This is a genomic window from Mycetocola saprophilus (genome assembly GCF_000718085.1).
GTDB lineage: Bacteria > Actinomycetota > Actinomycetes > Actinomycetales > Microbacteriaceae > Mycetocola > Mycetocola saprophilus.
In genome coordinates, this window is record NZ_JOEC01000004.1 from 139354 (window position 1) to 165294 (window position 25941).

Annotated in this window: 27 protein-coding genes, 1 tRNA gene and 1 pseudogene; 22 read left to right on the plus strand and 7 right to left on the minus strand. The window is 64.6% G+C overall.

Annotated features, from left to right (window positions below; all coding sequences use genetic code 11):
- Positions 1-71: 71 nt before the first annotated feature.
- The 5 genes from IE92_RS16880 to IE92_RS0114565 all read left to right on the plus strand — a co-directional run bounded on the left by IE92_RS16880 (position 72) and on the right by IE92_RS0114565 (position 5615).
- Positions 72-692 carry a hypothetical protein gene (locus tag IE92_RS16880; RefSeq protein ID WP_051701998.1) on the plus strand — a complete coding sequence of 207 codons (621 nt, stop codon included), beginning with the start codon at positions 72-74 and terminating at the stop codon, positions 690-692.
- A 130-nt stretch (positions 693-822) separates the two neighbouring features.
- Complete coding sequence (locus tag IE92_RS0114550) at positions 823-3021, plus strand: bifunctional copper resistance protein CopD/cytochrome c oxidase assembly protein (protein WP_245601312.1); 2199 nt, start codon at positions 823-825, stop codon at positions 3019-3021.
- A complete protein-coding gene (locus tag IE92_RS16885; protein WP_051701999.1) occupies positions 3021-3722 on the plus strand; it encodes a copper resistance CopC family protein in 702 nt (233 codons plus the stop codon). The genes IE92_RS0114550 and IE92_RS16885 overlap by 1 nt, the downstream gene beginning before the upstream one ends.
- Positions 3719-4282 carry a copper chaperone PCu(A)C gene (locus IE92_RS0114560; RefSeq protein ID WP_043322262.1) on the plus strand — a complete coding sequence of 188 codons (564 nt, stop codon included), beginning with the start codon at positions 3719-3721 and terminating at the stop codon, positions 4280-4282. The genes IE92_RS16885 and IE92_RS0114560 overlap by 4 nt, the downstream gene beginning before the upstream one ends.
- A gap of 1 nt (position 4283) precedes the next feature.
- The gene (locus IE92_RS0114565) at positions 4284-5615 is read left to right on the plus strand and encodes a Dyp-type peroxidase (RefSeq protein WP_425411847.1); all 1332 of its coding nucleotides are present in this window, start codon (positions 4284-4286) and stop codon (positions 5613-5615) included.
- 62 nt (positions 5616-5677) lie between these two features.
- Here the strand turns inward: IE92_RS0114565 and IE92_RS0114570 are convergent, their stop codons facing one another.
- On the minus strand, positions 5678-6166 hold the full coding sequence (locus IE92_RS0114570; RefSeq protein WP_030149239.1) for a YajQ family cyclic di-GMP-binding protein: 489 nt from the start codon (positions 6164-6166) through the stop codon (positions 5678-5680).
- Positions 6167-6316: 150 nt separating this feature from the next.
- On the opposite strand from IE92_RS0114570, the gene IE92_RS0114575 reads away from it, so the two are divergent.
- The 6 genes from IE92_RS0114575 to IE92_RS0114600 all read left to right on the plus strand — a co-directional run bounded on the left by IE92_RS0114575 (position 6317) and on the right by IE92_RS0114600 (position 9911).
- Positions 6317-6401 (plus strand) — tRNA-Tyr (locus IE92_RS0114575).
- A gap of 261 nt (positions 6402-6662) precedes the next feature.
- The gene (locus IE92_RS0114580) at positions 6663-6947 is read left to right on the plus strand and encodes an SAV_915 family protein (protein WP_030149240.1); all 285 of its coding nucleotides are present in this window, start codon (positions 6663-6665) and stop codon (positions 6945-6947) included.
- Positions 6944-7237, plus strand: a complete 294-nt coding sequence (locus tag IE92_RS0114585; RefSeq protein ID WP_030149241.1) for a hypothetical protein — start codon at positions 6944-6946, stop codon at positions 7235-7237. Before IE92_RS0114580 ends, IE92_RS0114585 begins: the two co-directional genes overlap by 4 nt.
- A complete protein-coding gene (locus tag IE92_RS0114590) occupies positions 7234-8376 on the plus strand; it encodes a hypothetical protein (protein WP_030149242.1) in 1143 nt (380 codons plus the stop codon). The genes IE92_RS0114585 and IE92_RS0114590 overlap by 4 nt, the downstream gene beginning before the upstream one ends.
- A gap of 15 nt (positions 8377-8391) precedes the next feature.
- Complete coding sequence (locus tag IE92_RS0114595; RefSeq protein ID WP_030149243.1) at positions 8392-9234, plus strand: hypothetical protein; 843 nt, start codon at positions 8392-8394, stop codon at positions 9232-9234.
- Complete coding sequence (locus IE92_RS0114600) at positions 9213-9911, plus strand: hypothetical protein (RefSeq protein WP_030149244.1); 699 nt, start codon at positions 9213-9215, stop codon at positions 9909-9911. Before IE92_RS0114595 ends, IE92_RS0114600 begins: the two co-directional genes overlap by 22 nt.
- 821 nt (positions 9912-10732) lie before the next feature.
- Here the strand turns inward: IE92_RS0114600 and trxA are convergent.
- Together trxA and IE92_RS0114610 are read right to left on the minus strand one after the other, a co-directional pair.
- Positions 10733-11080 (minus strand): annotated as a pseudogene (trxA, locus tag IE92_RS19005) (thioredoxin); the annotation flags it as partial.
- Between the two features lie 29 nt (positions 11081-11109).
- Positions 11110-11505: an ArsR/SmtB family transcription factor gene (locus IE92_RS0114610; RefSeq protein ID WP_051702001.1), complete on the minus strand. Its 396-nt coding sequence runs from the start codon at positions 11503-11505 to the stop codon at positions 11110-11112.
- Between the two features lie 122 nt (positions 11506-11627).
- Between IE92_RS0114610 and IE92_RS0114615 the strand changes: the two genes are divergently transcribed.
- Complete coding sequence (locus IE92_RS0114615; RefSeq protein ID WP_211250800.1) at positions 11628-13025, plus strand: MFS transporter; 1398 nt, start codon at positions 11628-11630, stop codon at positions 13023-13025.
- Between the two features lie 93 nt (positions 13026-13118).
- On the opposite strand, the gene IE92_RS0114620 is transcribed toward IE92_RS0114615, so the two are convergent.
- From IE92_RS0114620 to IE92_RS0114635, 4 genes are all read right to left on the minus strand, one after another.
- Entirely contained in the window at positions 13119-14048 is a 930-nt protein-coding gene (locus tag IE92_RS0114620) for a PfkB family carbohydrate kinase (RefSeq protein WP_030149248.1), read from the minus strand.
- A gap of 41 nt (positions 14049-14089) precedes the next feature.
- A complete protein-coding gene (locus IE92_RS0114625) occupies positions 14090-15496 on the minus strand; it encodes a purine-cytosine permease family protein (RefSeq protein ID WP_030149249.1) in 1407 nt (468 codons plus the stop codon).
- 200 nt (positions 15497-15696) lie between these two features.
- Positions 15697-16698 (minus strand): ADP-ribosylglycohydrolase family protein, encoded by a 1002-nt coding sequence (locus tag IE92_RS0114630; protein WP_030149250.1) that lies wholly within the window; start codon positions 16696-16698, stop codon positions 15697-15699.
- A 2-nt stretch (positions 16699-16700) separates the two neighbouring features.
- Complete coding sequence (locus IE92_RS0114635; protein WP_030149251.1) at positions 16701-17435, minus strand: GntR family transcriptional regulator; 735 nt, start codon at positions 17433-17435, stop codon at positions 16701-16703.
- 180 nt (positions 17436-17615) lie between these two features.
- Here IE92_RS0114635 and IE92_RS16890 point away from each other — a divergent pair, with 180 nt between their 5' ends.
- The 10 genes from IE92_RS16890 to IE92_RS0114675 all read left to right on the plus strand — a co-directional run bounded on the left by IE92_RS16890 (position 17616) and on the right by IE92_RS0114675 (position 25931).
- A complete protein-coding gene (locus IE92_RS16890) occupies positions 17616-19337 on the plus strand; it encodes an adenosylhomocysteinase (protein WP_081864165.1) in 1722 nt (573 codons plus the stop codon).
- Positions 19338-19436: 99 nt separating this feature from the next.
- A complete protein-coding gene (locus IE92_RS0114645) occupies positions 19437-19712 on the plus strand; it encodes a hypothetical protein (protein ID WP_078890996.1) in 276 nt (91 codons plus the stop codon).
- A 161-nt stretch (positions 19713-19873) separates the two neighbouring features.
- On the plus strand, positions 19874-20233 hold the full coding sequence (locus IE92_RS19180) for an SAV_915 family protein (RefSeq protein WP_425411848.1): 360 nt from the start codon (positions 19874-19876) through the stop codon (positions 20231-20233).
- Positions 20230-20523: a hypothetical protein gene (locus IE92_RS0114650; RefSeq protein ID WP_156027595.1), complete on the plus strand. Its 294-nt coding sequence runs from the start codon at positions 20230-20232 to the stop codon at positions 20521-20523. Before IE92_RS19180 ends, IE92_RS0114650 begins: the two co-directional genes overlap by 4 nt.
- Complete coding sequence (locus IE92_RS18455) at positions 20520-21704, plus strand: hypothetical protein (protein ID WP_156027597.1); 1185 nt, start codon at positions 20520-20522, stop codon at positions 21702-21704. Before IE92_RS0114650 ends, IE92_RS18455 begins: the two co-directional genes overlap by 4 nt.
- Before the next feature lie 209 nt (positions 21705-21913).
- On the plus strand, positions 21914-22477 hold the full coding sequence (locus IE92_RS0114655) for a hypothetical protein (RefSeq protein ID WP_162178515.1): 564 nt from the start codon (positions 21914-21916) through the stop codon (positions 22475-22477).
- Between the two features lie 191 nt (positions 22478-22668).
- The gene (locus IE92_RS17985; protein WP_081864167.1) at positions 22669-22926 is read left to right on the plus strand and encodes an antitoxin VbhA family protein; all 258 of its coding nucleotides are present in this window, start codon (positions 22669-22671) and stop codon (positions 22924-22926) included.
- A gap of 268 nt (positions 22927-23194) precedes the next feature.
- On the plus strand, positions 23195-24490 hold the full coding sequence (locus IE92_RS0114660) for an amidohydrolase family protein (RefSeq protein WP_030149256.1): 1296 nt from the start codon (positions 23195-23197) through the stop codon (positions 24488-24490).
- Complete coding sequence (locus tag IE92_RS0114665) at positions 24487-25002, plus strand: cupin domain-containing protein (protein ID WP_081864168.1); 516 nt, start codon at positions 24487-24489, stop codon at positions 25000-25002. The genes IE92_RS0114660 and IE92_RS0114665 overlap by 4 nt, the downstream gene beginning before the upstream one ends.
- A gap of 101 nt (positions 25003-25103) precedes the next feature.
- On the plus strand, positions 25104-25931 hold the full coding sequence (locus IE92_RS0114675) for an ABC transporter substrate-binding protein (protein WP_030149258.1): 828 nt from the start codon (positions 25104-25106) through the stop codon (positions 25929-25931).
- Positions 25932-25941: the final 10 nt, after the last annotated feature.

Genomic DNA, 25941 nt, shown 5'->3' on the forward strand with positions numbered 1-25941 from the left:
TTTGTTGATTCCAGACACCGGTTGGGGGGATCGAGTCTGCCCAGAGCGAACAAGCCCGTAGAATGGCGGGTATGGACGGCGCACGCGGGAAGCGGCTGATCCGCGGCCTGTTAGCGGCCGGGATCGCCACCTTTGTGGCCCTCCTTTCCCACGTGGGAGCCGGGGCGTCGATGCCCGGTGCCGTGGGTGTCGTGGTTCCGCTGGTGCTCTCGATGGTGGTCTCGGTCTTCTTGGCCGGCAAGAAGCTCTCGGCGGCGCGGCTCTCGCTCGCGGTGCTGATCAGCCAGGCGTTCTTCCACATCCTGTTTGTGCTGGGTGCCGGCGGTCGGGTGCAGAATGCGCCGATGAGCGGGCTGGGTCACCAGCACGCCCCCGCCGATGTGGACATCGTCGCCACCGTCTCGGCCGCCGAGCACGCCGCCCACCTGGGCCCATTCATGTGGGGCGCGCACGCGCTCGCCGCGGCCCTCACCGTTTTTGCGCTGTACCAGGGGGAGGCGCTGATGCGCTCCCTGCTGGTGCTCGCCGCCCTGGCCCTGATCGCCTGGCTGTATAAGCTGGCCCCGATTGCCTCCCCGCGCACGGTCCCGCTGCCGCCGCGAGCCGAACAGCCGCGTGCGCTGGTGCCGCTCGGGGTGTTCGCCTCCACGCTGCGCCATCGCGGGCCGCCGGCACCGGGCTTTAGCCTCTAGGTTCCCCCGTTTCCCGCGCCCACAGGGCCGCGGTTTTCCGCGTGTGCAGAGTCGTGCACCGCGCCGTTTCGGCACGCCCCGCGCTGCCCCTCGAGACTTCCCCCGCATCACCGTGAAAGGAGCCACCCACGTGGCCGTCACCTCCGCCTCGGATGCCCCACTGGCACCCGTCCCCGAGCGCACGCTTTCCCCGCGCTCCCCGAGCCAACGGCTCGCCTCCATCCTGACCCCCGCCCTGATGATCGCCCTCGCCCTGGTGACGCTGGTTATCGGCCTGAACCTGACCGGGGCCCTCTCGCGCGATACCGCGCTGGTGAACCCCGGCAACCTCGTGCTGTGGGGCCTGCCGGTCGCCCGCGTCATGCACGACCTCTTTGCCAGCGTCACGATCGGCATGCTGCTGCTGGCCACCTTCATCCTGCCCGGCCAGAAGAGCGTGCCCGGACGCACCAGTCGCATCCAGGAGCGCGCCGTGTACTGGGCCGGCTGGGCCGCCTGGACCTGGTTCTTTGCCGCCCTGGCGGTGCTCCTGTTCACCGCCGCCAACACGTTTGGCGAGCCGATCACCGCGCCCTCCTATCTGTCCAACCTGATCCAGTACGTCACCGGGATCGACCTGGGGATCGCCCTGGCGCTCTCGCTGGCCCTGGTCCTGGTGTGCGCGATCATCACCACGTTTGCCCGTCGCCTCTCCTGGGTCGCCGCGGCCAACGCGATCGGCGTGCTGGCCCTGCTGCCGCTCGCGCTCTCCGGTCACGCGGCCGGGACCGATGAGCACTCCAACGCCGTCAACAGCCTCGCCGTACACATCGTCGGTGTCACCGTCTGGGTGGGCGGGCTGATCGCGGTGCTGGTGTTCCGCAACGCCACGCGCAAGCGGTTCCCGGTCGTGGTGGAGCGCTATTCGATCGTGGCCGGCTGGGCTTTTGCCGCGGTGGCCTTCTCCGGGGTGGTCAACGCCTCGCTGCGCCTGACCACGCCGAGCGATCTGTGGACGACCGCCTACGGTCAGCTGCTGCTGGTCAAGATCATCATCCTGGTGCTGCTAGGCCTGGCCGGGGCGCGCTATCGCACCTCGCTGATTCCCAAGCTGCGTCAGGATCCCGCCAGCAAGAAACTCTTTGTCCGCATGATCATCGCCGAGGTGGCGTTCATGGCCATCGCGATGGGGGCGTCGGTGGCCCTCTCGCGCAGCGCTCCGCCGGTGCCGCAGGTTCCGCTGCCCACCTCGGGCGAGGTGGACGATGCTGTGCGCAGCGCGCTGCTCGGGTTCGAGGTGCCGCCGCCGGTGACCCCGTGGCGGATGATCACCGAGTTCCACGCCGACTGGTTCTGGATCGGCGCGGCCGTGGTGGGGGCGGGCCTCTACATTCGCACGGTGCTGCGACTGCGCAAGCGCGGCGATAAGTGGCCGCTGTTCCGCACCATCTGCTGGGTGCTGGGCTGCGTGGGACTGATCTACGTGACCAGCGGTGGCCCCGGGGTGTACGGGGAAACCTCGTTCAGCACCCACATGATTCAGCACATGGGACTGATGATGTTTGTGCCCCCGCTGCTCGTGCTGGGTGGTCCGGTGCTGCTCGCACTGCGCACGCTGCCGGTGCGTACCGACGGAAGCCGCGGCCTGCGCGAGTGGATCCTGGTGCTTGTGCACTCCCGCTACCTGAAGCTGCTCTCGCACCCGGCCGTGGCCGGCGCGATCTTCGCCGGCAGCCTGGTGGTGTTCTACTACTCGGGATGGTTCGAGTGGTCGATGTTCACCCACCAGGGCCACTTCCTGATGACCGTCCACTTCCTCGCCAGCGGCTACCTGTTCTTCTGGGTGCTGATCGGGGTGGACCCGGGACCGGGCCGTCCGATCTACCCGCTGCGCCTGATCCTGCTGCTGGCCACCCTGGCCTTCCACGCGTTCTTCGGCCTCTCGCTGATGTCGGCCACCGACATCCTGGCCGAACCCTGGTGGACGGCGATGCGCTTCACCGACCACGACGCGCTGCTGGCCGATCAGGGTGTGGGCGGCGGCATCGCCTGGGGCGCGGGAGAGTTCCCCACCGTCCTGGTGGCCATCGTCGTGGTGGTCCAGTGGATGCGCAGCGAGGAGCGCGCGGCCAAGCGTTACGACCGCCGGGCCGACCGCGACGGTGACGCCGAACTGAACGCCTACAACGCACGTCTGGCCCAGATCAAGGTCCGGGATGACGCCGCCGAAGCTTCCGCCGACGGCCCCGTAACCGTCATCACCTCGGACGAAACCCCCGCGGGTCTCGAACCCACCGAGTCCGATTCCCCCACAACTTCCGATTCCCACCCAACCAAGGAGAACTCCTGATGTTGAACACCCACTCCGCCGCCGGTCCGCCCCGCCGGGCCCGCCTGGCCCTGCTGCTGGGCACCCTGGTTGCCGTCCTATCCGCGGGGATCCTTATTCCCGCCCACCAGGCCTCGGCCCATGACCAGATTCTCGCCTCGGATCCGGCCCCCAACGCGACCCTGACGGCGGCCCCCGAGAAGATCACGCTGACCTTCTCCGCCACCATTCTTGAGGTGGGAACCAAGGTCCTGGTGACCGATGCCTCGGGCACCGACTGGGCCGAGGGCGAACCCACCAGTGCCGGTGCGGTCGCCACGGTTCCGGTGCGCCCGGGCATGCCCAACGGCGCGCTGACCATCGCCTGGCGCGTGGTGTCCTCGGATGGACACCCGATCAGCGGCACCATCCCCTTCACCCTGGATGCTCCGGCAACCGGCGGCACCGAGGGCTCCGCGGCCCCCAGCGCCCCGGCCGTCGTGACTCCGCAAGAGTCGGCGGCCCCGCAGCCCTCCGTCACCGCCTCACCGGAGGGAACCGTTTCGGCCGAGGACGGCGGCTCGTTTGGCCCCGATTCGCCGCTGCGCTACGTTGTGATTGGGATCGGCGGCGCCCTCGTGGCCACGATTATCTTCCTGGTGGTGCGCCTGATTATCACCCGGAAACGTCCCGACAACACCCCTTCCGACGACCCCATCAGTACCAAGGAGAACAACTCATGACCGTACGTGCGACCAGCCGTGTAGGCCTGATTGCCGCCGCCGCCCTGCTCGCCCTGTCGGGGTGCGCCAGCACCGGCGCCGGCACGGCCCCCTCGCCCTCGGCCAGCCCGTCGGAGGACGCCGCCACCGAGATGAAGGCCCCCGAGGGCGTGACCTTCACCGACGCATGGATCAAGGCTGCCCCCGAGGGTATGTCCGCGGTGTTTGGCGAGTTCAAAAACACCAGTGGCACCGACGTGAACCTGACCGCCGCGGGCATCGCCCAGGCCACCCAGGTTGAGCTGCACGAGACCGTGGATAACGGAAGCGGCCAGATGATCATGCGCCCCAAGGAGGGCGGTTTTGTGATCCCCGCGGGGGGAACGTTTGAGCTCAAGCCCGGCGGCAACCACATCATGATCATGGGGCTCACCAAGCCGCTGGCCGCCGGGGACACCGTGAGCGTCATCCTGGCCTTCGCCAACGGAACCGTGCTTACCCAGGACGTTCCGGTGAAGGACTATGCCGGCGCCAACGAGAACTACGAGACCGACGCCCCCACCCCAGGCACCGGACACTAGCGTGTCGCGGGGGAAGGGCGACAGAAGCGCTGCCCCTCGGGAGTCAGGCTCCGCGGCGGATCGGCCGGGGACCGCGGAGTCTGCGGATTCTCCTCGGCCCGGATCCGCCGCGGATCCGCGGGCGCGCATCAGCCGTCGGGGCCTGCTCTTTGGTGGTGCCGTCGCCGGGGTGGGCGCGGCCGCGGCGATCGGGGTGGACGTGCTGACGCGCACCCCGGCCGCACCTGCGGCCGGGCCCTCCGCGGCACCGGATGCCGATCCCGCCGCCGAGACCGTGCCCTTCTTCGGGGCGCATCAGGCGGGCATCGACACCGTGCCGCAGGCCCACACCACGTTTGTGGCGTTGGACCTGCGGCCCGAGGTGGATCGGGCGGGGATGATCCGGCTGATGCGGATCCTCACCGACGATGCCGCCCGGTTGACCGCCGGGAAGGCCGCGCTCGCCGACTCCGAGCCCGAGCTTGCGGTGCTGCCGTCGCGTCTCACGGTGACCTTTGGGTTCGGCCCTCGGGTCGCCGCCCTGGCCCCGGAGAAGCCGAGCCCCGCCTGGCTGGGTCCGCTGCCCGCGTTTAGCGTGGACCGGCTGGATCCCGCCTATGGGGACGGGGATCTGCTGCTCCAGGTGGGCGCGGATGATCCACTCACGCTGGCCCACGCGCTGCGCATGCTCCTCAAGGACGCCCGGAGTTTCACCACGCTGCGCTGGCAGCAGCCGGGTTTTCGGCGGGCACGCGGGTCGGAAAAGGTGGGGACCACTATGCGGAACCTGTTTGGCCAGATCGACGGCACCGTGAACCCGGCACCGGGCACCCGCGACTTCGAGGACCTGGTGTGGATCACCGACCGATCCTCCTGGGCTCGCGGTGGCACCGGGTTTGTGCTGCGCCGGATCGAGATGGACCTGGATAAGTGGGATCGCCTGGACCGTGAGGGCCGGGAGCAGTCGGTGGGTCGGAAGCTGGATAACGGCGCTCCGCTCACCGGGTCCCGCGAGCACGACGAGCCGGACTTCGAGGCGAAGACCGTGGTGGGATTCCCGGTGATCGCCGAGTTCTCACACATTCGTCGTGCCCGGCTGGCGGATACGTCACGGCGTATTTTCCGGCGCGGATACAACTTTGATGCGCCGCCCACCGCCGATGGGATCTCGCACTCGGGGCTGCTGTTCGCCAGCTATCAGGCGGATGTGGAGCATCAGTTTGTGCCGATCCAGCGCTCGCTGGCCGAGTTGGATCTGCTCAACGAGTGGCAGATTCCGGTGGGCTCGGCGGTGTTTGTGATCCCGCCGGGCTGCGCGGCCGACGGGTATATCGGCGAGACGCTGCTGGGCTAGGCATCAAAAAACGGCCGTGGGTCGCACCCAATCGGATGCGACCCACGGCCGTTGTGCCGCGTCTAGCGGAAGTTTACAAACTGGAGGTCGATGTCGAGGTCGCTGCCCTTGAGCAGTGCCATGACCGCCTGCAGGTCGTCGCGGCTCTTGGACTGCACCCGCAGCTCGTCGCCCTGAACCTGGCTCTTGACACCCTTGGGACCCTCGTCGCGGATGATCTTGTTGATCTTCTTGGCGTTGTCCTGGGCGATGCCGTCCTTGAGCGAGGACTCGATGCGGTATTCCTTACCGGAGGGATAGGGGTCGCCGGCGTCCAGGCTCTTCAGCGAGATGCCGCGCTTGATGAGCTTGGTCTGGAACACGTCGAGGATAGCGAGCGCGCGGTCCTCGGTGTTTGCCTTAATGAGTACCTTCTCGCCGCTCCAGTCGATCGACGCCCCGGTTCCCTTGAAGTCGTAGCGCTGCTCGATCTCCTTCTGGGCCTGGTTGAGGGCGTTGTTCGCCTCCTGCTTGTCTACCTTGCTGACGATGTCGAACGATGAATCTGCCATGGATCCAGTGTAGGCGATCGCCGCCCCCGCGACACGCCCGAAAACCCGGAAACGCGCCGTGCGCGCCCTCGATTTTATATTCGTGTGACTCCGTGGGTAGAATAATGACGCGCCTTCGGTTGGCTGACAAAGTTGGTTGAGCGCGCATTTGGTGGGTTACCCAAGCGGCCAAAGGGATCTGACTGTAACTCAGCTGTCGTAGACTTCGGGGGTTCGAATCCCTCACCCACCACCATGAAAAATCGCCACCGGATTCCGGTGGCGATTTTTGTTTTCGGGGAGCTGGCTGGGCCGCTGACCGAACCGGAGGCTGGTTTCGGGTCCGTGGTTCCGAGGCGAATACCCACGCCTGTCCTCGTTGTCCGAAATCGCTCACCCCTGTTGGCCCTGGTATGGCGTGGATCTAGTATTCAATCCGTACATCCAAGACCTGTGCCTCGTCGCGTGCGCTAGCGTGGAGAGTTCACTCCATCTATAAAAGTGACCGGGGGGTCAGATGAATAAGAACTCGGGGACGCTTGTCCCACCCATGCTGTATTTGCCCACGATCATTCGGGACGAAGTGGGGGTGCCGGTGGTGGTCAACACCTCGGATGGTCGAGTAGCGCTGCCCGTGTATACGGCGCTTGATCGCCTTGCCGACAACTGCGGAACGAACCGCTCCTGGATGCTGGTCGCGACCGAAGACCTGGGTCGTATTAGGGACGAGATCCGATTCGACGTGGTGGGTTTCGACCTTCCGATTCCGCGTCAGGTACGGGACGCTTGGAACCGCGCATGAGCAAGATCAGCGTCGACTTCGAGCAGATGGCGGAGATCACAAAACTCATGATTTCCGCGAGCGACGAAACGGACACTGCGCTTGCGAGGATTCCGGATGGTATCGACGGTGGCGATTTTGCCCAGGTCATGAGCATGCTTGTCACGCTTGCGGCCGAGACGAGTGTGCAAGTATCGAAGACCAATCGCGCCCTCGCCGTGACTGTACGGCACGTCTTGACCGAATTCGTGGCAAACGAGGAACTGGCGGTTGCCGAAATTGAATCGCTCAACGAGGCGGTCCAGCCGTGACACGTCTGATACTGGAGATCAAGGGTGATTCGGATTCGATCCATGCAATGGCAACCTGGCTTGGGGATCGACTGAGCCAAACCGTCAAACTGGCTGTGCGTGGGATTAGTGCGGGTGGGACCGAATCTGCCTTCGTCTGGGAGGGGGAATCGGGGTCCGAGTTCCGATCTCTGTGCGAGCGAATTAGCGATATGGAACCAGGGATCGAGCAGTTCGCCAACGACGTCGCCGAGGTATTTCGCGCCTGTGCCGGACGGATTGAGCGCGGGCGCGAAAAGTTTACTCGAATGCTCGACTACGCCAAGGGGGAGGGCTTGACGGTTCGTGGAAACGAGATCCTGTATCCGCTGACCGATATGATGTCGTGTCCCGCGGACAATGCGCCGCGTGAAGACATCGACCGGTGGAACGCATACGCGCGGAGGATAAAGACTTTCCAAGAAATCGCGGGCGAGGTGGGGAAATGGCATGGTGAGCATTCGGCTTGGGCCGCCGAACACCTGATCCCGTTGCTCTCGCAGGCGGGTAAGCAGGCGGAGTTTTCGGAGATCTTCGAGAAAATGGAAGTCAATAACGCCGATCTGTTCCAGGACATCCTTGAGCTTAATAAGGGGGCGCTGTCGGAGTCGCTTCGCGAGATGCGTGAGGCCTCGGTAGCGATGCAGGAGGCGGCGGACGGTTTCAGCAAGCAACTGAGATCAGGTAATCCTGCACTGAGGGCAGCCGCCGAGGAGGCCAACCCGAAGGCGATGAACACGGCGATCGAGGTGATGAACGAAAAGATCGGTGCCGCGAGCAGATATCTGAAGGTTTTGCCGGTGGCAGGCTATGCCGTTGAGATTGTTTCAACAGTCGACGAGCTGGCTAAGGGCGGGTCACAGTCCTCGGTGGGGGTGGGACTGCTCGGAGGTGCCGCTGGCGCAGCGACGGGTGGCGCAGTCGCAACAGCAGCTACCGCATCGGCGACCTCGGTCGTCGCCATTGTCGGCATTCCCGTTGGCGCTGCGGTGGCGGGCGCGTTTTTTATCGGCCAAGGAGCCATATGGCTATGGGAGGCGGCTGTTCCTCTCGACATCCGGGAGAGTATTGACGCCGGGATAGCCCGTGGCTTTGAAGTTGCTGCCTCCGCGAATTACTAGGTGGGAGAAATACGTATGAGCGTACAGCGCAAACGGGTGTGGATGGTTCCCGGTGAAGGTGATCCGGCTCCAATAGGGAAAACGAATGCCGGGCAATACGCCCTAATTATTGCTCTGTGTGTAGTCCTGATTGGATTTGGAATCACCATTCCCTCGGCGGGAAATAAGGTTCTCTATTTCTCGGGAGCGGGTGCATTTATATATATTTTGATTCTTGTCACGTATGTCGATATGCGCGTGCAGCAGGGCACGGTGAGCATCGTGCAAAAGCGGGGTTCTCTTCGCTTCGCACTGTCGTGGCTGGGCCAGTTGATTCGTTACGGTGGCATGGTTGTTGCCGCGTTAACTACGACCATGTTGGCTTTTCTCTCGATCGGGATAGCGTTCGTTCGTGGTTCATTTTCCCTGAGAGCGGTGATATTTTCGGTGCTTGCCCTCGTGTTTTGGGGTTGCGTTGTCTGGGTTCTTGCCCGCCTTACAAAACCGCGGGGCTTGGTCCTCAGTGACGTAGGAGTGGCTGAGGCTTGGACGATGATCGCCTGGGATTCCATTTCGGGAATTGACGTGGTCCGTAAGAAGATGCCCGATGTCATTGTGCGTTCGAACGACGGGAAGAAGGTTAGGGTGGCGGGCGCGATGACTGGGTCGGACGTCAACGTCATTGCGATTGTGCTCAGGCACTATCTGGATCATCCCGAGGAACGGTGGATGTTGACCGACCCAGAGAAGGCGCTGATGCGGGTGTGGCCGTACAGCGTAGGCAGGTGCGCGGAGTTGCTCCGTCCGGTGCCGAGACTACTCCACCTCGCACCGGGAGTATTCTGGGCATCATTGTCATGCTTGGCCCGCTCACGGTAGGTGCGCTTTTGGTCGGGTTCTTGGTGAGCGATGCGGACCTGAGGATCTTCTTTATTGCCCTTGCCGGGTATTTCGTGGCCATGTTGGTGAATTTCAGTGTGACGTCGGCGGTGTTGAAACCCCGTCTCGTGAGCGTGGTTACTCCGGGGGACGGGGTGTCCTTCGCGGTATCGGAGCTCGTTGAGGGGATGCAATGGGGATTTATTCTTGTGCAAACCGCGTTCGTCGCGATTGGCGCGGCCGTGTTGCTCGACCTGTCTGTCGCGCGCGGTCGATTCTCGTTATGGGCCGTGTTTTTTGCTGTGTCGACGGTCTTGATGGTGTGCGCACTCGTTCATATGCTCTGGCGTTTGCCTAACCCGAGGGGGCTTAATCTGAGCGAACACGGGCTCGCTGGCATCCGTGGGAACCGGAAACTTCGGCTGAGCTGGGAACAGATCGAACGGGTCTCGGTCGAAAAGCGACGGACGGCAAATCTTGTGCTCACGACCCGTCAGGGTAAGCCGATCCGGATCCCATCTCCGCAGATCGGATCCGATGTCAACGTGGTTGCGGTCGTCGTTCGACACTTTCTTGAGCATCCGGCGGAGCGCTGGATGCTCACAGATGCCAACCACGCGTTGGATCGCGTGGAGGAACTCTATGGGGAGAAGCGCCGCAGCCTGTTGGAAGACTGACCTGTAAGGCCGCTGACGCTGGCATTGCCCGTGATTTTGAAGTCGTCGCGTCTGCGAACTACTAGAGGGACGAGGAAATGACCGTACGAAGACGACGAGTGTGGATGGTGCCTGAGGACGGCGTACCAGCCCCAATTGGCAAACTATCAACCGGTCAGTACATCTTCTTCACGTCGATGTGCGTTGTCGCGGCAGTGTTCGGAATTGTGATTCCATCTGCGGCAGCTAAGATCCTGTATTTCTCCGCGTTCGTCGCGTTTTTTTATTTGTTCATCTTGCTGATCTACATCAACAATCGAGTGCAATTGGGCACGGTGAGTGTTGTGCAGAAAATGGGCTCGTTGCGTTTTGCGCAATCTTGGCTTGGACAGCTGATGAGGTACGGTGGCGTCGTTGTGGGGGCGGTGACCACTACGGTATTCGCTTTTCTTACGATCTCCAGTGCCCAGGTACGTGGCACGTTTTCCGTCAGAGCGGTGCTCTTCAGCGCGTTCGCCTTGTTTTTTTGGGGTGCCGTTGTTGGCGTCCTGGTCCACCTGGTGAAGCCGCGGGGAGTTATCCTCACCGAAGCCGGCGTTGCCGAAGCCTGGACAGCAATTCCTTGGGATCTCATCTCGGGAATTGAGGTTGTGAGAAAACATATGCCGGAAACCATCGTTTCTTCTCATACGGGGAAGAAAATACGCGTGGTTGGACCGCGAACGAATTCGGACGTCAACGTCATTGCGATTGTGCTCAGGCACTATCTGGATCATCCCGAGGAACGGTGGATGTTGACCGACCCAGAGAAGGCGCTGATGCGGGTGATAGAGGGCGACCTGCTCGGCGTATTCCTTGCGCACGACGTCCATGTCGACGCCGCGCAGCTGCTCGATCAGGCTCTCCAGCGCGGGGGCGGGCAGGGCGCCGGCCTGGGAGAACATGGGGATGCCGTCGCGGTAGGCGACGAGGGTCGGGATCGACGTGATGCCGTAGGAACCGGCGAGTTCGCGCTGGTCCTCGGTGTCCACCTTGGCAAAGGTGATGTCGGAGTGCTGCTCGGAGGCTGCCTCAAATACCGGGGCGAAGTTCTTGCAGGGGCCGCACCAGTCGGCCCAGAAATCGATCAGGACGATTCCGTCGGTGACGGTCTCATCGTGGCTGTCGGCGGTCATCACGGTGGTAGTCATGTACCCATCCAACCACGAACCCTCGGGCGTTATTCCGATGCCACGACGGGCAGGGTTAGCGGCGAATGCATGCTGTCCGAGATGTCCGTCAGCTCCTGCAATGCTGTGCGATTTTTATCTCGTGATTCTGCCAAAACCTCGGAGAGAATCGAATCTAAGAGCCCGGGAAAAACTGCATTGAGTTCGTCTCGACGCAGCGAGAGGAGGTTCTCCCTGCCCGCGGGGCGCTGGGCTATCACGCCGGCGGCCAGCAGCACCTTCCAATGGTGCGTCAGCGTTGACTTAGAGACCCCGGACACAAGCCCTCCACAGCGGTGCTCGGCACCGTCGGCCAAGCGGCGAATTATGGCTAATCGGATGGGGGAGCCCAGGGCGTTGAGAACCTCGGCGAGGTTGGTCAGGGTGAGATCCGGGGCGAATGCCATGGGGCCACTCTACTGCCCATGATCGCAAGCTCAATGAAACTATTGGACTAGTTCACTAGTCCAATGCAAGGCTTGGTCCACAACGAATGGAGTGGATCATGAATCGAACACATGGGCCTAGAGTGCCGAGACCGCCTACCACTGTCGCACGGACCGGCGGCGGTGCCCTGGCGCTGCTGGCCATCGCCCAGCTCATCATCTCGCTGGACATCAACATCGTTTTTGTTGCGCTGCCGGACATGGCCGGTTCGCTGGGGTTTACCCCGCAAAACCTGCAGTGGGTGGTCAGCGCGTACACGGTGGTGATGGGCGGTTTCATGCTGCTGGGAGGGAGAGCGGCCGACATTCTGGGGCAGAAACGCACGTTTATTTTTGCCCTGTGGGTCTACGCGGTCGCCTCGCTGATCGGTGGATTCGCCTGGTCTCCGGAGATCCTGATTGGGGCGCGCGTGCTGCAGGGGCTGGGCGGCGCGCTGCTGTTCCCGGCCACGCTGTCGCTGGTCAACAGCCTGCACGCCGAGGGGCCGGTGCGGAACCGGGCTCTGGCGATTTGGGGTGGGGCCGGAGCCTCCGGATTGACCATTGGCTCGCTGGCCGGAGGGGTGCTCACGGATCTGTTTGGGTGGTCGGCGGTGTTCTTTGTGAACGTGCCGCTGGCGGGAATCGTGGCGCTGCTGGCCTGGCGCATCATCCCGACCGGGGTGCGGACCGGGATTCGGCGCGGATTCGATCTGCCCGGTGCGATAACGATCACCGCCGCGGCCACGCTGGCCGTCTTCACCCTGGTGCAGGCACCCGAATCGGGGTGGGGACACCCCGTCGTGCTGATTGGCGCGGCCCTGGCGATCCTCGCGGCCATCGCATTCGCGCTGATCGAGCGCCGTGCACACGATCCGCTGGTGCCCGCGCACATTGTTCGCAACCCGAGCCTGATCATCGGCTCGCTGATCACGTTCCTCTATATGGGAACCTTCGGCGCCATTCCCTACTTCATGACCACGCTGTTTCAGAAGGTCCTGGCGTTTTCTCCGCTACAGACCGGGTTGGCATTCCTCATCCCCTCGGCAGCGATCTTTATCGGAACCCAGCTCGGGGGACGAGCCACCACCCGGCTGGGTCCGCGGCCCACCCTGATCATCGGTGCGGTGGTGGGGATTGTGGGCACCGCCTGGTTCGGACTCACCGTGGCTTCGGGGGCAACCCTGGCGCTCTGGGTTCCGGGCATCGTTATCTCGGGGCTCGGCCAGGGGATCGTGTGGACGGCGATGTGGGTCGCGGTGGGTACCGGCACCGCCGATGCGGAGCAGGGGACCGCCTCGGGGATCGGAGCAACCGCGCAGAACACCGGTAACGCGATCGGCCTGGCCACGTTCGTGGCGATCGGATCGGCGTTTGCCGTCGGGTCCACCGATGCCGAGCGCGTTGCCGCGGGGGCGCAGGGAGCGCTCACCACGCTCGCGGCGGTCCTCGCCGCGATCATCGTGGCGGCGCTGTTCCTGCGCGGGGCCCGCACCCGGTAGGCGGCCCGTATCAACACGCGGTCCGCCCTCGCGGATCACATCACCGATACGAAAATGCGCACTCCGGGAAACCCGGAGTGCGCATTGGGTAGGCTAGCGCGCCGCCAGGAACGCGTCGATCTCGGCGGCCTCGGGAGCGGTAGCCGGGCCGCGGCGTGTTACCGCGATGGCTGCGGCCGCGTTGGCCCGGCGGGCGGCCGACACCGGGTCGAGACCGCGGGCGAGCCCGGCGGCCAGGACGCCGCCGTGGGCGTCCCCGGCCCCGTTGGAATCCACGGCCTCCACCGCAAATCCCGGGACCAGGACCGGTGCGGCATCGCCGGTGGCGACCCAGCAGCCCTGGGCTCCCTCGCGCACGATCACGGTGCCGCCCGGGCGGATGCGTGAGCGCAGCGTATCGGCCGCGCCGCGCGCATCGGTCCCCGGGGCCAGCACCCCGGCCTCGCGCTCGTTGGCGCTGAGGAAGTCGGTGCGCGCAAATACCCGGGCCATCAGGGCCGGATCCAGCTCGGTCACGAGCGGCGAGGGGTCGGTGATCACCCGGGTCTCCGCCGGCAGCTCCTCGAGCCAGATCGGCAGGCTCGCCGCGTTGACCGGGTGCGCCAGGCTGTATCCCGAGACGTACACCAGGTCATTGGAGGTGGTGTCCGCGTGCCGGAGGTCGTCGAGTGTCAGGTGTCCCTCGGCCCCCACCACGGTCACAAAGGTGCGCTCGGTGCTGGCATCCACGATGGCCACGCAGTAGCCGCTGTCTTGGTCATCCAGTCCGGGCAGCAGGATCTCAAAACCGCCCGCGTTCAGCGCCGCCCGGACGATCCCACCGAAGTGACCCGAGCCGTACTGCCCGGCAAAAACCACCGGCAGACCGTCCCGGCGGGCGGCGACCATCGTGTTGAGGCCGCCGCCGGCGGTGATGTCGGAATTTTGTGCGACGGTGTCGCCCCCGGCCTCGGGCATTGTGGTCACGTTCATGACCAGGTCAACGATCACGTTGCCGGTAAAGATGAGTCGGGGTTCAGACACGGGATGCCTCCTGAAGGCGGGTGATTCGGGTAGTGAGAGGTTTACTTGCGAGCGAGTTCGGGGTCGCTGACGGTGCCGCGGGCACCACCCAGGGCGAGGTAGCCGAGGCCGGCGATCACCAGGGTGACCAGCCAGGCGATGCCGCCCTGGTCCATCGCGAGCATCACATAGCCCACGACCAGGGCAACGATCCAGACACCGGTGGCACGCCACTCGATGCCGCCGCGGTACCAGTAGCGACCGGCCGGAGACATGTCCAGCAGCGCCTCCGGGTCATACCAGCGGCGACGGATCATATCGGCCAGGAAGACGCCGAGCCAGGCGGTGATCGGGATCGCCAGCAGCGAGATGAACGCGATGAACGGACCATAGAAGGAATCGGCGCCGAGCATGAAGTACAGCGAACCCAGGAAGGTGACCACGATGTCCACGCCCACCGCATAGACGCGACGGATGCGGAAGCCCAGGGTGATCGTGGTGAGTCCGGCCGAGTACACCGACAGGTGGTTGGAGAGCAGCAGCCCACCAAACGCGGCGATCAGATACGGGGCGGCCATCCAGGTCGGCAGCAGCTCGCGAATCGCGGCCACCGGGTCGGTGGCCGAGGCCAGCTCGGGGTTCCCGGCGGTCAGCAGCGCACCCAGGCCGATCAGCAGCACCAGCGGGATTCCCGCACCGGCGGCGCTGACCATGATCAGGTGGCCGGCCTTGGCCGACACGTGCTGATAGCGGGCCATGTCGGCCCCCGAGTTGGCCCAGCCGATACCGGTTCCCGCGGCGATGGTCGCGACACCCAGCAGGACCGCGCCAAACGAGCCGCCCGGAGCCGAGAGGACCGCGTGCCAGTTGACGTTGGCGATCAGGAAGATGCCCACAAAGATGTTCAGTGCTCCGAAGATCCAGGTGGCCCACTTCTGAATGATCAGGATCGCGCCGTGGCCGAGGCCCGACACCAGCAGGGTGCAGCCCTCAAACACCAGGATCGCGATGATCGTGAGCACCGGCACCGTTTTGGCGTTGGCCGAGGACCCGAACAGGATCGAGAACAGCGAGATCAGTACAAACGCGGCGGTGGTGGTGTTGACGGTTTCCCAGCCCCAGCGCGAGAGCAGCGAGACGAAGGTGGGTCCCATGTTGCCGCGCGGGCCGAAGGTTGCCCGGGACAGGGTCATGCTCGGGGCACCGCCGCGGCGGCCGGCGATCGAGACCACACCTACCAGGGCGAAGGATCCGCCGGCACCGATCACGGCCACCAGCAGCGCCTGCCAGATGTTCAGCGCCTGCACGGCCACCAGGGTGGCACCCAGCGGGATGCCGAGGATCGAGATATTCGCGGCGAACCACACCCAGAACAGCTCAAACGGCTTTCCGGTGCGCTCATTGCTGGGGACCGGTTCGATCCCTCGCTGCTCGACGGCGGTGAGCGAGCCGTGTGTGCTCTCACTCATGATGGTCTCCAAACTTCGTTGTGTGAATCGGTTCCGTCGACGGTTTTCGGGGACGGGAAGGACACCCGCGAGGGGTGGACGGCGCCAAAGGCGCGGGGAGGACCCGGGGAGGAGGATCCGGCGCGCGATGCGCGTCTCGAGGTGCGGGCGGCTGGGCCGCGGGTGGTGCGGTCCGGGTGGGAGCGCGGGGAGGAACGTTCCTAGCGGAGGCGCAGGGCGAGGAGGGCCTCGCTCGTGTGGGGCAGGTTAAGGGTGTTGACGCGGGTGACCAGCTCGACCGCGTCGCTCGGCCAGGCATCCGGTCCGTGTACGGCGCCGAGCACGGCTCCGTGGATTGCGGCGACGGTGTCGGTGTCGCCACCGAGGCCCGCGGCCAGGCACAGGGTGTCCCAGGGATCCTCGCTGAGTGAGGCCAGGGCGATCGCGGCGACCACCGATTCCTGGGACGCGACCGAGGTTCCGATCACGTGATAGAGGGCATCCTCCCGCTCGGACACGGGGACCGTGGGCAGCCAGTTCAGGGCCCAGCGCAGGCGGTGTGAGATCGATCCACCGGCGATCCAGTTCCCACGCTTCTCGCCCTCGGCCGCCGCGGCGACCGCGATGTCCAGGGCCTCGGTGAGGCTCGCCCCGGCCACGCCGGCGCTGACCATCGCGCCCACGGCGGAGGCGCTGGCGATACCCAGCGTGGTGTTGTGGGTGACCTCGGCGGTGTGGGCCACGGCATCCACGAAGTCCGCGATGTTATCCACCGGGTGCGCGATCCCGATCGGGGCCACCCGCATGGCCGCGCCGTTGGTGGTGCCAAACTTGCCCGATTCGGAGGCGGGAACCCCGGCGGTCAGGCGTTCCAGGGCGGCCTTGGTCGAGGGGCCGAGCAGGTCGAGGGATCCGCGGGCGGCCATATCGGCCTCCCAGGCGAGCAGGGCGTGGGCAAACTCGGTCACGTTGACCTCGCCGTTGCCGGCGATCAGGTGCTCGGCCAGCAGCAGGGCCTGCTCGGTGTCGTCGGTGATCGATCCGGCGGGCATCCCGTGGGCGATCTCCTGGTGCGGTCCGGCGTCGATCATGCCGGTGATGGTGCCGTAGTCGGCGCGGATCTGCTCGCGGGACATCGACTGCGTGGGCATGCCCAGCGCATCGCCGAGGGCGAGACCGGTGAGGCTGGCGAGTGCGCGCTCGCCGGGGGTGGTGTGGGTCATGATCATGCTCCGAAGTAGGTGTGCAGGCGGAAGTGGGCGGGATCGAGCCAGGAGACAACCTTCTCGATGAAGGCGCCGCCGGAGTCCCGGGTGATCCGAATGCTGTTGAGGAAGAGGTCGCCGCTCGCGCGCTCCAGCAGGGCCGCATCGGCCTCGCTGAGCGGGGTGGCCGATACCCACTGCTCGCCGCTCGCGGGGATGAGTCCCGCCTCGCCCATCGTGGTGGTGAGCGAGTCGCCCACCAGGCCGTGTTCGGGGACCCGGGCGAGCGCACCAATAAAGGGGACGCGGCTGCGCTCGAGGGACACCGGGGTGCCGTCGGGCAGGAGACGGAGTCGGTCGAGGGCCAGGAACTCCATGCCGGTGGGGGAGACCGACGCGGCAAGCTCGGGATCCACGATACGCTCGGCGCGCAGAATCCGCACCGAGGTTTGGATGCCGCCGAGGGCGAGCGCGTTGCCCCAGCTGGCTCCCTGGTCCAGGGCGTGGCCGTCGAAGGTGACAAACGAGCCGATGCCGGTCCGGGTGTCCACCAGGTGTTCCTCGGCGAGGGATTCCAGGGCGCGACGGATCGTGCCGCGGCTTACATCGAACCGGTCGGCGAGCTCGTTTTCTCCGGGGAGGAGTTCGCCGTTGCCGTAGGTGCCCTCAACGATCGCCTCGCGCAGTTGCTGGGCGATTTCGATCCGCTTGAGTGGCTGACGTTTGGGGGTCGGCCCCGTTGCCTGGGTGTTCATATCGATCACTATACGTGTACACAACCTGTACAGCAAGTGTCGGTTTTTCTGTACAGGCTGTTCGATGGGTACACGCGGCGGCCTGGCGCGCGACAAACGTGCACGCCGCCGGAGCCCGGCTGGTTGTTGACCCACCCGGTTGATACGCTCGAGGGATCCCATCCCCGAGGAAAGCAGCCCATGTCCGCACCCCTGAGCGACAACCCGCGGATCCGCGCCCAGCGCCTGATCCGCCTGGCCGCCGCCCGCACCAACCTGCTGTTTGCCGGAACGCGGATCGAGGTGCGCGGCCAGGGCGAAACGGCCCGGGCCCTGCGTTCGGTTCTCGGCGGCTTCGGCGCTCGACTGGCGGGAAGCGACCGCGCCCGTCTGGTCTTCCTGGCCGAGGAGGGCACAGTCGAACCGCGCGCGCTCGCCGCGGAGTTCAACGTGGCCGAGGGCGAGGTCCCGACGCTGCTCGTCTCCGATGACCCCGGCACCCGGATTTCCCGCGCGCTCACCGCCCGCGGTTGGACCGGCACCGAGCTGCGCGCGGGGGTGGTGGGGTTTACTCGCGAGGGCCGAGCCATCGCCGTGATCGAGACGTTTAGCACCCCCGGCGCGGACAATGCGGACGCGCGGATCGACTGGGCCTGGTCGGCGATGCCCGCCACCCGGGCCCTGGCCGAGGATCTGGCTACCTCGGGACTGCTGCGCGGGCGGCGGGTGGGGGTGAGCCTGGTGCTCGAGCCCAAGACCGCGGCCCTGGCGCTCGCCCTGCGGGATACCGGTACCGAGGTTGCCGTGTTCTCGGCAGAGAGCGAGACCGACCCGGCGGTGGCCGCGGCCCTCGGCGCGCGCGGCGTGCGGGTCTTCGCCCCCGCCGGCCACGCGGACACTCCTCCGGTCACCGACGCCGATAACGCGGCGGGCATCCTGGAGTGGAGTCCCGACCTGCTGATCGACGACGGTTCGCACCTGGTGCGCCTGGCCCACACCGAGCGTCGGGCTGCCCTGAACACCCTGCGCGGGGCGGCGGAGGAGACCACGAGTGGCGTGCGTCCGCTGGTCGAGATGGCGGCCGAGGGCGAGCTGCGGATCCCGGTCATCGCGGTCAACGATGCGCGGACCAAGGGGCTCTTCGACAACCTGCACGGCACCGGACAGTCATGCGTGCTGGCGATTGCCGACCTGCTGGATCCGGTCGGGAACCCGGGCCGCACGCTCCCGCGGCGGGATGTGATTGGTGCCACCTGGTTGGTCATCGGGTTTGGTCCGGTGGGGCAGGGGGTCGCGCGGCATGCGGCGGCCCTCGGCGCGCGGGTGCTGGTCCTGGATCGTGACCCGGTCCGCGCACTCGCGGCTGCCCACGACGGCCACGGGGTCGTCGCGAGTATCGCCGATCCCGAGCTGGACACCGTGGACGTGGTCGTGAGTGCTACCGGTGTGTGGCACACGGTGGGCCTCGACCTGCTGACCCGCGTCCGCGAGGATACGGTCATCGCGGTCGCCGGCGGCATCGACGACGAGATTGCCCTGGACGATGCCCGGGCCGCGGGGTGGACCGAGCGCCGTGTTGAGCCCGATCTGTCGGCCTGGTCCGCTCCGGCGACCCCGGCAAAAATCGTCTATGTGCTCGCCGACGGCGGCGGCGTGAACTACACCGCGGCCGAGGGCAATCCGATCGAGGTGATGGACCTGTCCTTCGCGACCCAGCTGGTCGCGCTGCGGCAGCTGTGCCGCGGCGGGCTCGAACCGGGCCTGCACCCCATCGATACCGCGGCCGAGGCCGAGGTTGCCGCGCTCGTTTTGGAGCAGCGGATGGGCCGCACCGCCGTCACCGTCCCGACCGACCCCGGCCGCGCGGGCGGAGCGGCCCAGCACTGGAGCACCCACAGGTACCGCTCCGAACCCTCCGCGTAGGGTTCATCTCGCCTGGGAATCCGAGGCATACTCGGGGCAGGGGGTGTGCACGGATGGTCCGAAACGTAGGCTGGTGAGGGCTCACGAAAGGAGCCCACCATGACCGAAAAAATCGGCGTTACGGACGGTACCGCCGGTACTGCCGAGGCCATAGAGATCACGAAAACCGCCGAGGCCGCTGAGGCTGCTGAGCTTGCTGAGACCGCTTCGGCCACGGAGGCCGCCGTGCACGTCGCATTTGCCGACGCGGCCCTGGCGCTTGCCGGACACGAGCTCTCGGACCCCGTGCTGCGCGCACTGCTCGAACGTGTCGCGCGCGGCGAGCTGGACGCCTCGGCCGCCGTGGCCGAAATGCGACGCCATGTGGGGGCCTGATGTGTGCGGCGGAACGAAGCTATACCTGGGAGGACTAACAATCATGTACATGTCCACACGCATGATATTCCGACACGTGGTAGTACATTTCAGTCCTTTTTGATTATGCCCAAGGCCACCGTTGCTATCGTTGCACCACTAATCAGAGCGGGGGCTCGATGATGGGAACAAGCGGGATAATTGTGCCGCCGGTTTTGTATTTGCCTGTTGACCACGTGGTTGGAACCGATTTGTCTCAGACGACGGTCGCTGATCTTGCGGATGGGCGGAAGGCCATTTTCGCCTTCACAGCCTTGGACAGGCTTGCCGATTGCTGTGGAATTGACCAGGGGTGGATTCTTGTCCCTACCGATTCTCTGGGACGGCTCCAGGAAGAGCTGGGGTTTGAGGTTATTTCGATTGATAAGCCAATCCCAGTTATTGCAACGTCGCAAACCAATGGTCGAGGATCAGTACATGGCTCCGATGGGCTGGGATGGGGGCCGGCCGGTGCAGGATCTCGCAGGTCGAGATCATCATGACTGAAATTCGTGTGGAAGCCGATGAAATTTCCAGGATTACACGAAAGATGTTCGACGCTGCGGAAGGAATCAACGTGGCGATTGATTCAGTACCACAGCACATCGAAGGCGGTGAAATCACCGATGCGCTTCTCCAAATCTCGGCTGCAACGACTGCAACCGCTAACCGGCTGGTCATTTTAACTCACGGTATCGCTGCTATTGCCGACCAGGTTATCGGGCAAGTGAGTGTGACGGAAGAAGGCATTTTGGCCCAGCTTCGACCATTGATAGGAAGCATCCAAGAATGATGTTTGGTATTGATCTCACGATCTCAGGCGATCCGAATTCAATTCGCACCGTGGCAACCTGGACTGATGAGAAGCTCCGAGGATCGGAAGACCTGCTGAGATCTGTGCTCAACGATGCAGAGCAGTCTTCTTCGTATGCGTGGAGGGGCGAGTCAGGCAACGCCTTCCGGGAGGCTGTCAAGCAAGTCCATGACCGTATTTCTGACATAGATGATTACAGCAAACGCGCTGCAATTGTGCTCCGCGCGTATGCCTTTCGTCTAGAGAATGGAATCGAGCGTTTTCTTGAGCTTGCAGCGCTGGCGAGGGAATCCGGGCTGAGAGCTATCGATGGAAGTCTGATCTATCCGCCGGTAAATCCGTCGCCGACGAACTGCAGCGTGAACCCACCATCAAACGTTTACTCAGCAGATGAGCTAAGCACTATCGCGGAGTATCAGGAAATGCTTGACTCGTACACCCGAACTGCTTCAACTGTTCAGGACTGGCGCGAAGACCAGGTCCGTTGGTATCACGAGCATGTCGTGCCGCTGCTAAATGAAATTGAAGATTTAGTCGGTGTCGATCAGCTCTTGGACGGGCTTAAAGCCGCGAATGAACTTTTGATGAGCAACATAATCGAAACCATAACGCAGCGTAACGACAGGGCACTTGCGGGACTACAAAAAGAGTATGTCGATTTCAAAGCAGAAATCGATGGGGTATGGGCTGCACGAAAGTCAGGGAATCCGTCGATTCGTTCTCCTGCGTCCGAATTTGACATTGAAAAGGCTAGAGATAATCTCGACGAGATTGGGCTAGCGAGATCAAAGACGATCCAAGTAGGGAATTTTCTGAAACTTGGCGGGGCCGCGGTATCTCTCGTTTCAACAGGCATCGAAATTGCCAATGGGGAAGACCTTGGGATCGCCGGAGCCGGGTTATTGGGCGGGTATGTTGGCGGTTTAGCCGGGGCGAGTCTCGCAGCCGGGCTGGGCGCGCTTACCGGCGTGACGATCCCAATTTGGTTTACGGTCGGCGCGGTTGTCGCTGCTGGAGCAGGTGGAACCGCCGCGGCTACATCGATCTATACGGGTGTGGTCCCGCTCGATCGGCGAGAAGAACTAGACATCCAAGTACCACATGCAATAGCGAATACCAGTACGGTCCCAGGCTCCTGGGTGCCGAGATTTATCTTTTGATGCACGTGGTAATTAAACGGAGGATCATAGGCCTCTCGCCAATAGCGAGGGCATACCGATTTCCCAGGCGAGATCCGCGGTTCATCGTCATGGTTGTCGGGTTCGGCGTGGCCAGCTTGATTGTGTCTGCACTCGCTCTCACCTCATCCAACCCTCAGCAACGATGGGGGTGGGCCCTTTTTCTCGGGGTCATCATTAGTCTCGGCTGGATGGCGTCTACTTTCTTGCGCATACCCTCACTGGGCACAACACGTATCGTTGCGCTGAGTTCCGGCGTGAGTTTCGTTCCGCCGCGAGACATTTTTTTCGCGCCCTACGTATTCATTGTGTTTTTGATTAATGCAACCGTTTTTCAGAGCCTAGTTTTAGGTTCCGAGCGAGTGCACATTCAAATGCAGGTGTGGGCTATTGCTGCGCTGCTGGTGGGCCTCTTGGGCCTGGGCTGGAATCTTAGACGGAGCTTTTTCCCAACCGGGCTGATGCTGAACCCTGAGCGAATCTCAGGGGTGCGTGGCGACAAGCTGGTCAAAATACCCTGGGCCAGTCTCGAGGACGTTTCGGTTGTATCGGGTCAGGGACCATATCTCTCCCTCCTCACGACCGACCAAACCCTAATACGAATCGATTCCCGCTTCACAGGCACAGACGTCAACGTCTTGTACTGGACGGTGCGCTACTTCCTTGATCATCCCGAGCAGCGTGAACTCCTCCGCGATCCCGAGGCCGCGCTGCGTCGGGTGGAGGAGACGTATCGGGTTGCAGACCCCGGGTAGAACGGTCGACGAGCTCGCTGAATCACCGAACACTGAGCCTGCTGAGGGCGAACTGGAATACAAGCCAGTATCGTTCTGAACCCTGAGCAGAGCGTTCAATTCTTCAGGGAATCTGAGGTACGCCCAAGGCAGGAGGTGCGCCCGGGCGGCCCGATACGTAGGCTTGCGAGAACTCACGAAAGGACCCCACCATGACTGAAAAAACCGGCGTTACGCCTCATGATGTCCATGCCTTTCCTGTTGCCGGTCAACGTGAAAAAAGCACACCTGTTTCGTCACCAACAGAGAGTGAAGCTGCCGACCATCTAGTTTTCGCGGATGCGGCCCTTGCGCTAGCAGGGCACCGAGTATCTGATCCTGAATTGCGTGCAATTTTGGAACGTGCAGCGCTCCACGCCATTTCGAGTGAGGATGCAATCGCCGCCATTAGAAGACATGTCCAGGGCTGATCTCTCTATCTGCTCAATCGCACCCGGGAACAGCGCCCCACGGCCCCCGATGTGATTCGGCGGACAAAGCGGATTATGATCGAGAGTGTCCGCCCACAGTGGTGCGTAGGGCTCACCCGCCCGGCTCACCCCGTTTTCACGGTCGCACCCACCCGGTGCGGTTCGGTTCGGGGGCGTCTCCCGCCGCAACTGCGCGCCCCATCCACGGGATGTGCGCCGCTCGGGCAGTCTGGGCCGAAGTCCGCCCCATCCCGAGCCGAAGGAACACATGTCTGTCGCCCCCGCCCCCGTCGTGGTCTACACCGCGGGACTCGTGCTGCCCGTCACCGGGCCCGCCATTCCCCACGGAGCCGTCGCCGTGCGCGGCGACCGCATCCTGCACGTCGGTGACAGCGCCTGGGTGCTGGCGGCCCTGACCGACCAGGGCATCGAGTTCACCGAGGAGTTCTGGCCCGGCGTCCTGACCCCCGGCCTGGTCAACGCCCACACCCACCTTCAGTACACCGGCATGGCCAAGGTTGCCAGCCTGCACTACAACGGGTTTGACGACTGGGGCGACTCCTTCGACGAGGCCTACGGCACCGGCGACCACGACTGGGCCGCCGCTGCCGCCGAGGGTGCCGCACTGTCACTGGCCGCCGGGGTTACCGCCGCCGCCGACGTGGTCACCGACACCGAGGCCGCCAGCGCCCTGCATGATGCCAACATGCACGGCATCGCCTACTGGGAGGTCTACGGCAAGAGCAACCAGGACTGGACCATCGAGGCCCGCAACGAGGTCCTCGAACAGGTGCGCAAGCTCCCCACCCCACCCGGTGCCGGCGTCTCCCCGCATGCGCCCTACTCGCTGGATGTGAAGCCGCTGCTCGACATCCCCGACCTCGTCCGCGAGCAGGGGATGCGCCTGCACATCCACCTGGCCGAGGCGCACATGGAGCGCGAACGTGAGGTGGGTGGCGACGAGTGGCCCGCCCTCGGTGCCGACAGTTTCCGGGCGTTGCGCCTGCGCGGCATCGGCGTATCCTCGGTGCAGTATGTGGATCACCTGGGTGTGCTTGGGCCGGACTGTCATATTGCCCACGGCGTATACGTCAATGCCAAGGATCGTGCGCTGCTGCGTGCGCGCGGCACCAGCGTCGCCCTCTGTGTCCGTTCCAACGAGATCATCGGCCTGGATATGCCGCCGGTCGCCGACTACCTGCGCGAGGGCAGCGCGATCGCCGTCGGCACCGACTCGCTCTCCTCCTCACCGAGCCTCGACCCGATGGACGACCTGGCACTGCTCTATAAGGTGGCCCGTCGACAGGGCTACACCGAGGCGGACCTGCACGAGCGTCTGTTTGCCGCCGCGACCCTGGGTGGTGCCACCGCGATGGGGCTCAACGTGGGCAAGGACCGGATCGGTCAGCTCGTGGTGGGTGCCCTCGCCGACCTCGCCTTCTTCGACATTCCGGTGACCACCCCCGCCGAAACCCTCGCCGATCTGGTCGAGGGTGGCGGCGGGCGGGTGGCCCGCACAATCATCGCCGGAGTGGAACGCTTCCGCCGAGAGGACTCGAAATGACCACCTCACCCCTGATCGCCCGGCTCGACCTGGCCCCGCACCCCGAGGGCGGCTGGTACCGACGCACCTTCGCCTCGAACCACCCGGTGTCCACCCCGGGCGGGGAGCGTCCGGCGGCCACGGTCATCCACTTCCTGCTACAGCCCGGCGAGGAGGCCGCCTGGCACGTGGTGTCGAGCGATGAGATGTGGCTCTGGCACGGACCCGGACCGGTCGAGGTGCACTTCGGTGGCACCGGTGCCGAGCCCACGCACACGGAAACCCACGTCCTGGATGCCCCCGGCACCCCCGGCGCACGGCAGCAGGTCCTGGTTCCCGCGGGCGTCTGGCAGCGGTCGCGGCCGCGGGATCGCGACGCTCTGGTGAGCTGCCTGGTCAGCCCCGGCTTCGACTTTGCCGACTGGCGTCTCGCCGCCGATTCGGAGGCACCCGCGGAGGCCGACCCCGCCTCCTCGACCCCCGACGCGGACGCGACGCACGAGCCGGGCGACGCAGCCTCCACCGGCGACTAGCTTCGGGCTTCCCGAAACATTGGTGGCAATCGCCCCGCCGCCACGTACTCTTTAATGCACCCCCAACGATCCCTACCCCGACCGCACACAGGAGAACCAGAATGTCTCGCAAAATCACCCTGGGCGTCATCGCCCTGGCCGCCGCCGCAGCGCTCGCGCTGACCGGCTGCGCATCCGGCGGCGGCAACGCCGGCGACACCGTCACCCCCGGCAAGCTGACCATCGCGACCGGCGAGCCCGCCTACTCGCCGTGGACCGTCGACAATAAGCCCGAGAACGGCGAGGGCCTCGAGCCCGCCGTGGCCTATGCCGTGGCCGAGAAGCTCGGGTATAAGAAGGAAGACGTCGTCTGGGTGCGCACCACCTTCGACGGTGCCATCGCCCCGGGCCCCAAAGACTTCGACCTGAACCTGCAGCAGTACTCGGCCACCCCCGAGCGCGAAAAGGCCGTGGACTTCTCCAGCCCCTACTACGTCACCAAGCAGTCGGTGGTCACCACCAAGTCCTCCAAGTTCTCCGGTGCCAAGAGCCTCGCCGACCTCAAGGACGCACACATCGGTGTGGCCGCCGGGAGCACCGCGCTGAACATCGTCAAGGAGGAGATCAACCCCTCGACCGAGGTGCAGGTCTTCAACAACACCGATGACCTGGCCGCCGCCGTGAACAACGGTCAGATCGACGCCCTGGTCACCGACGTGCCCACCGCGTTCTACATCATCGACTCCGAGCAGGTTAAGGACGGCGTGAACGTCGGCCAGATCGACACCACCAAGGGCGGCGACGAGCTCTCGATCCTGCTGCCGAAGAACTCGGCGCTGACCAAGAAGGTCACCGAGGCCGTGGACGAGCTGCGCAAGGATGGCTCCCTGGACAAGTTCGCTCAGAAGTGGATCGCCGATAAGGGCGCTCCGGTCCTGCCGAAGAAGTAGGGCCAGAATC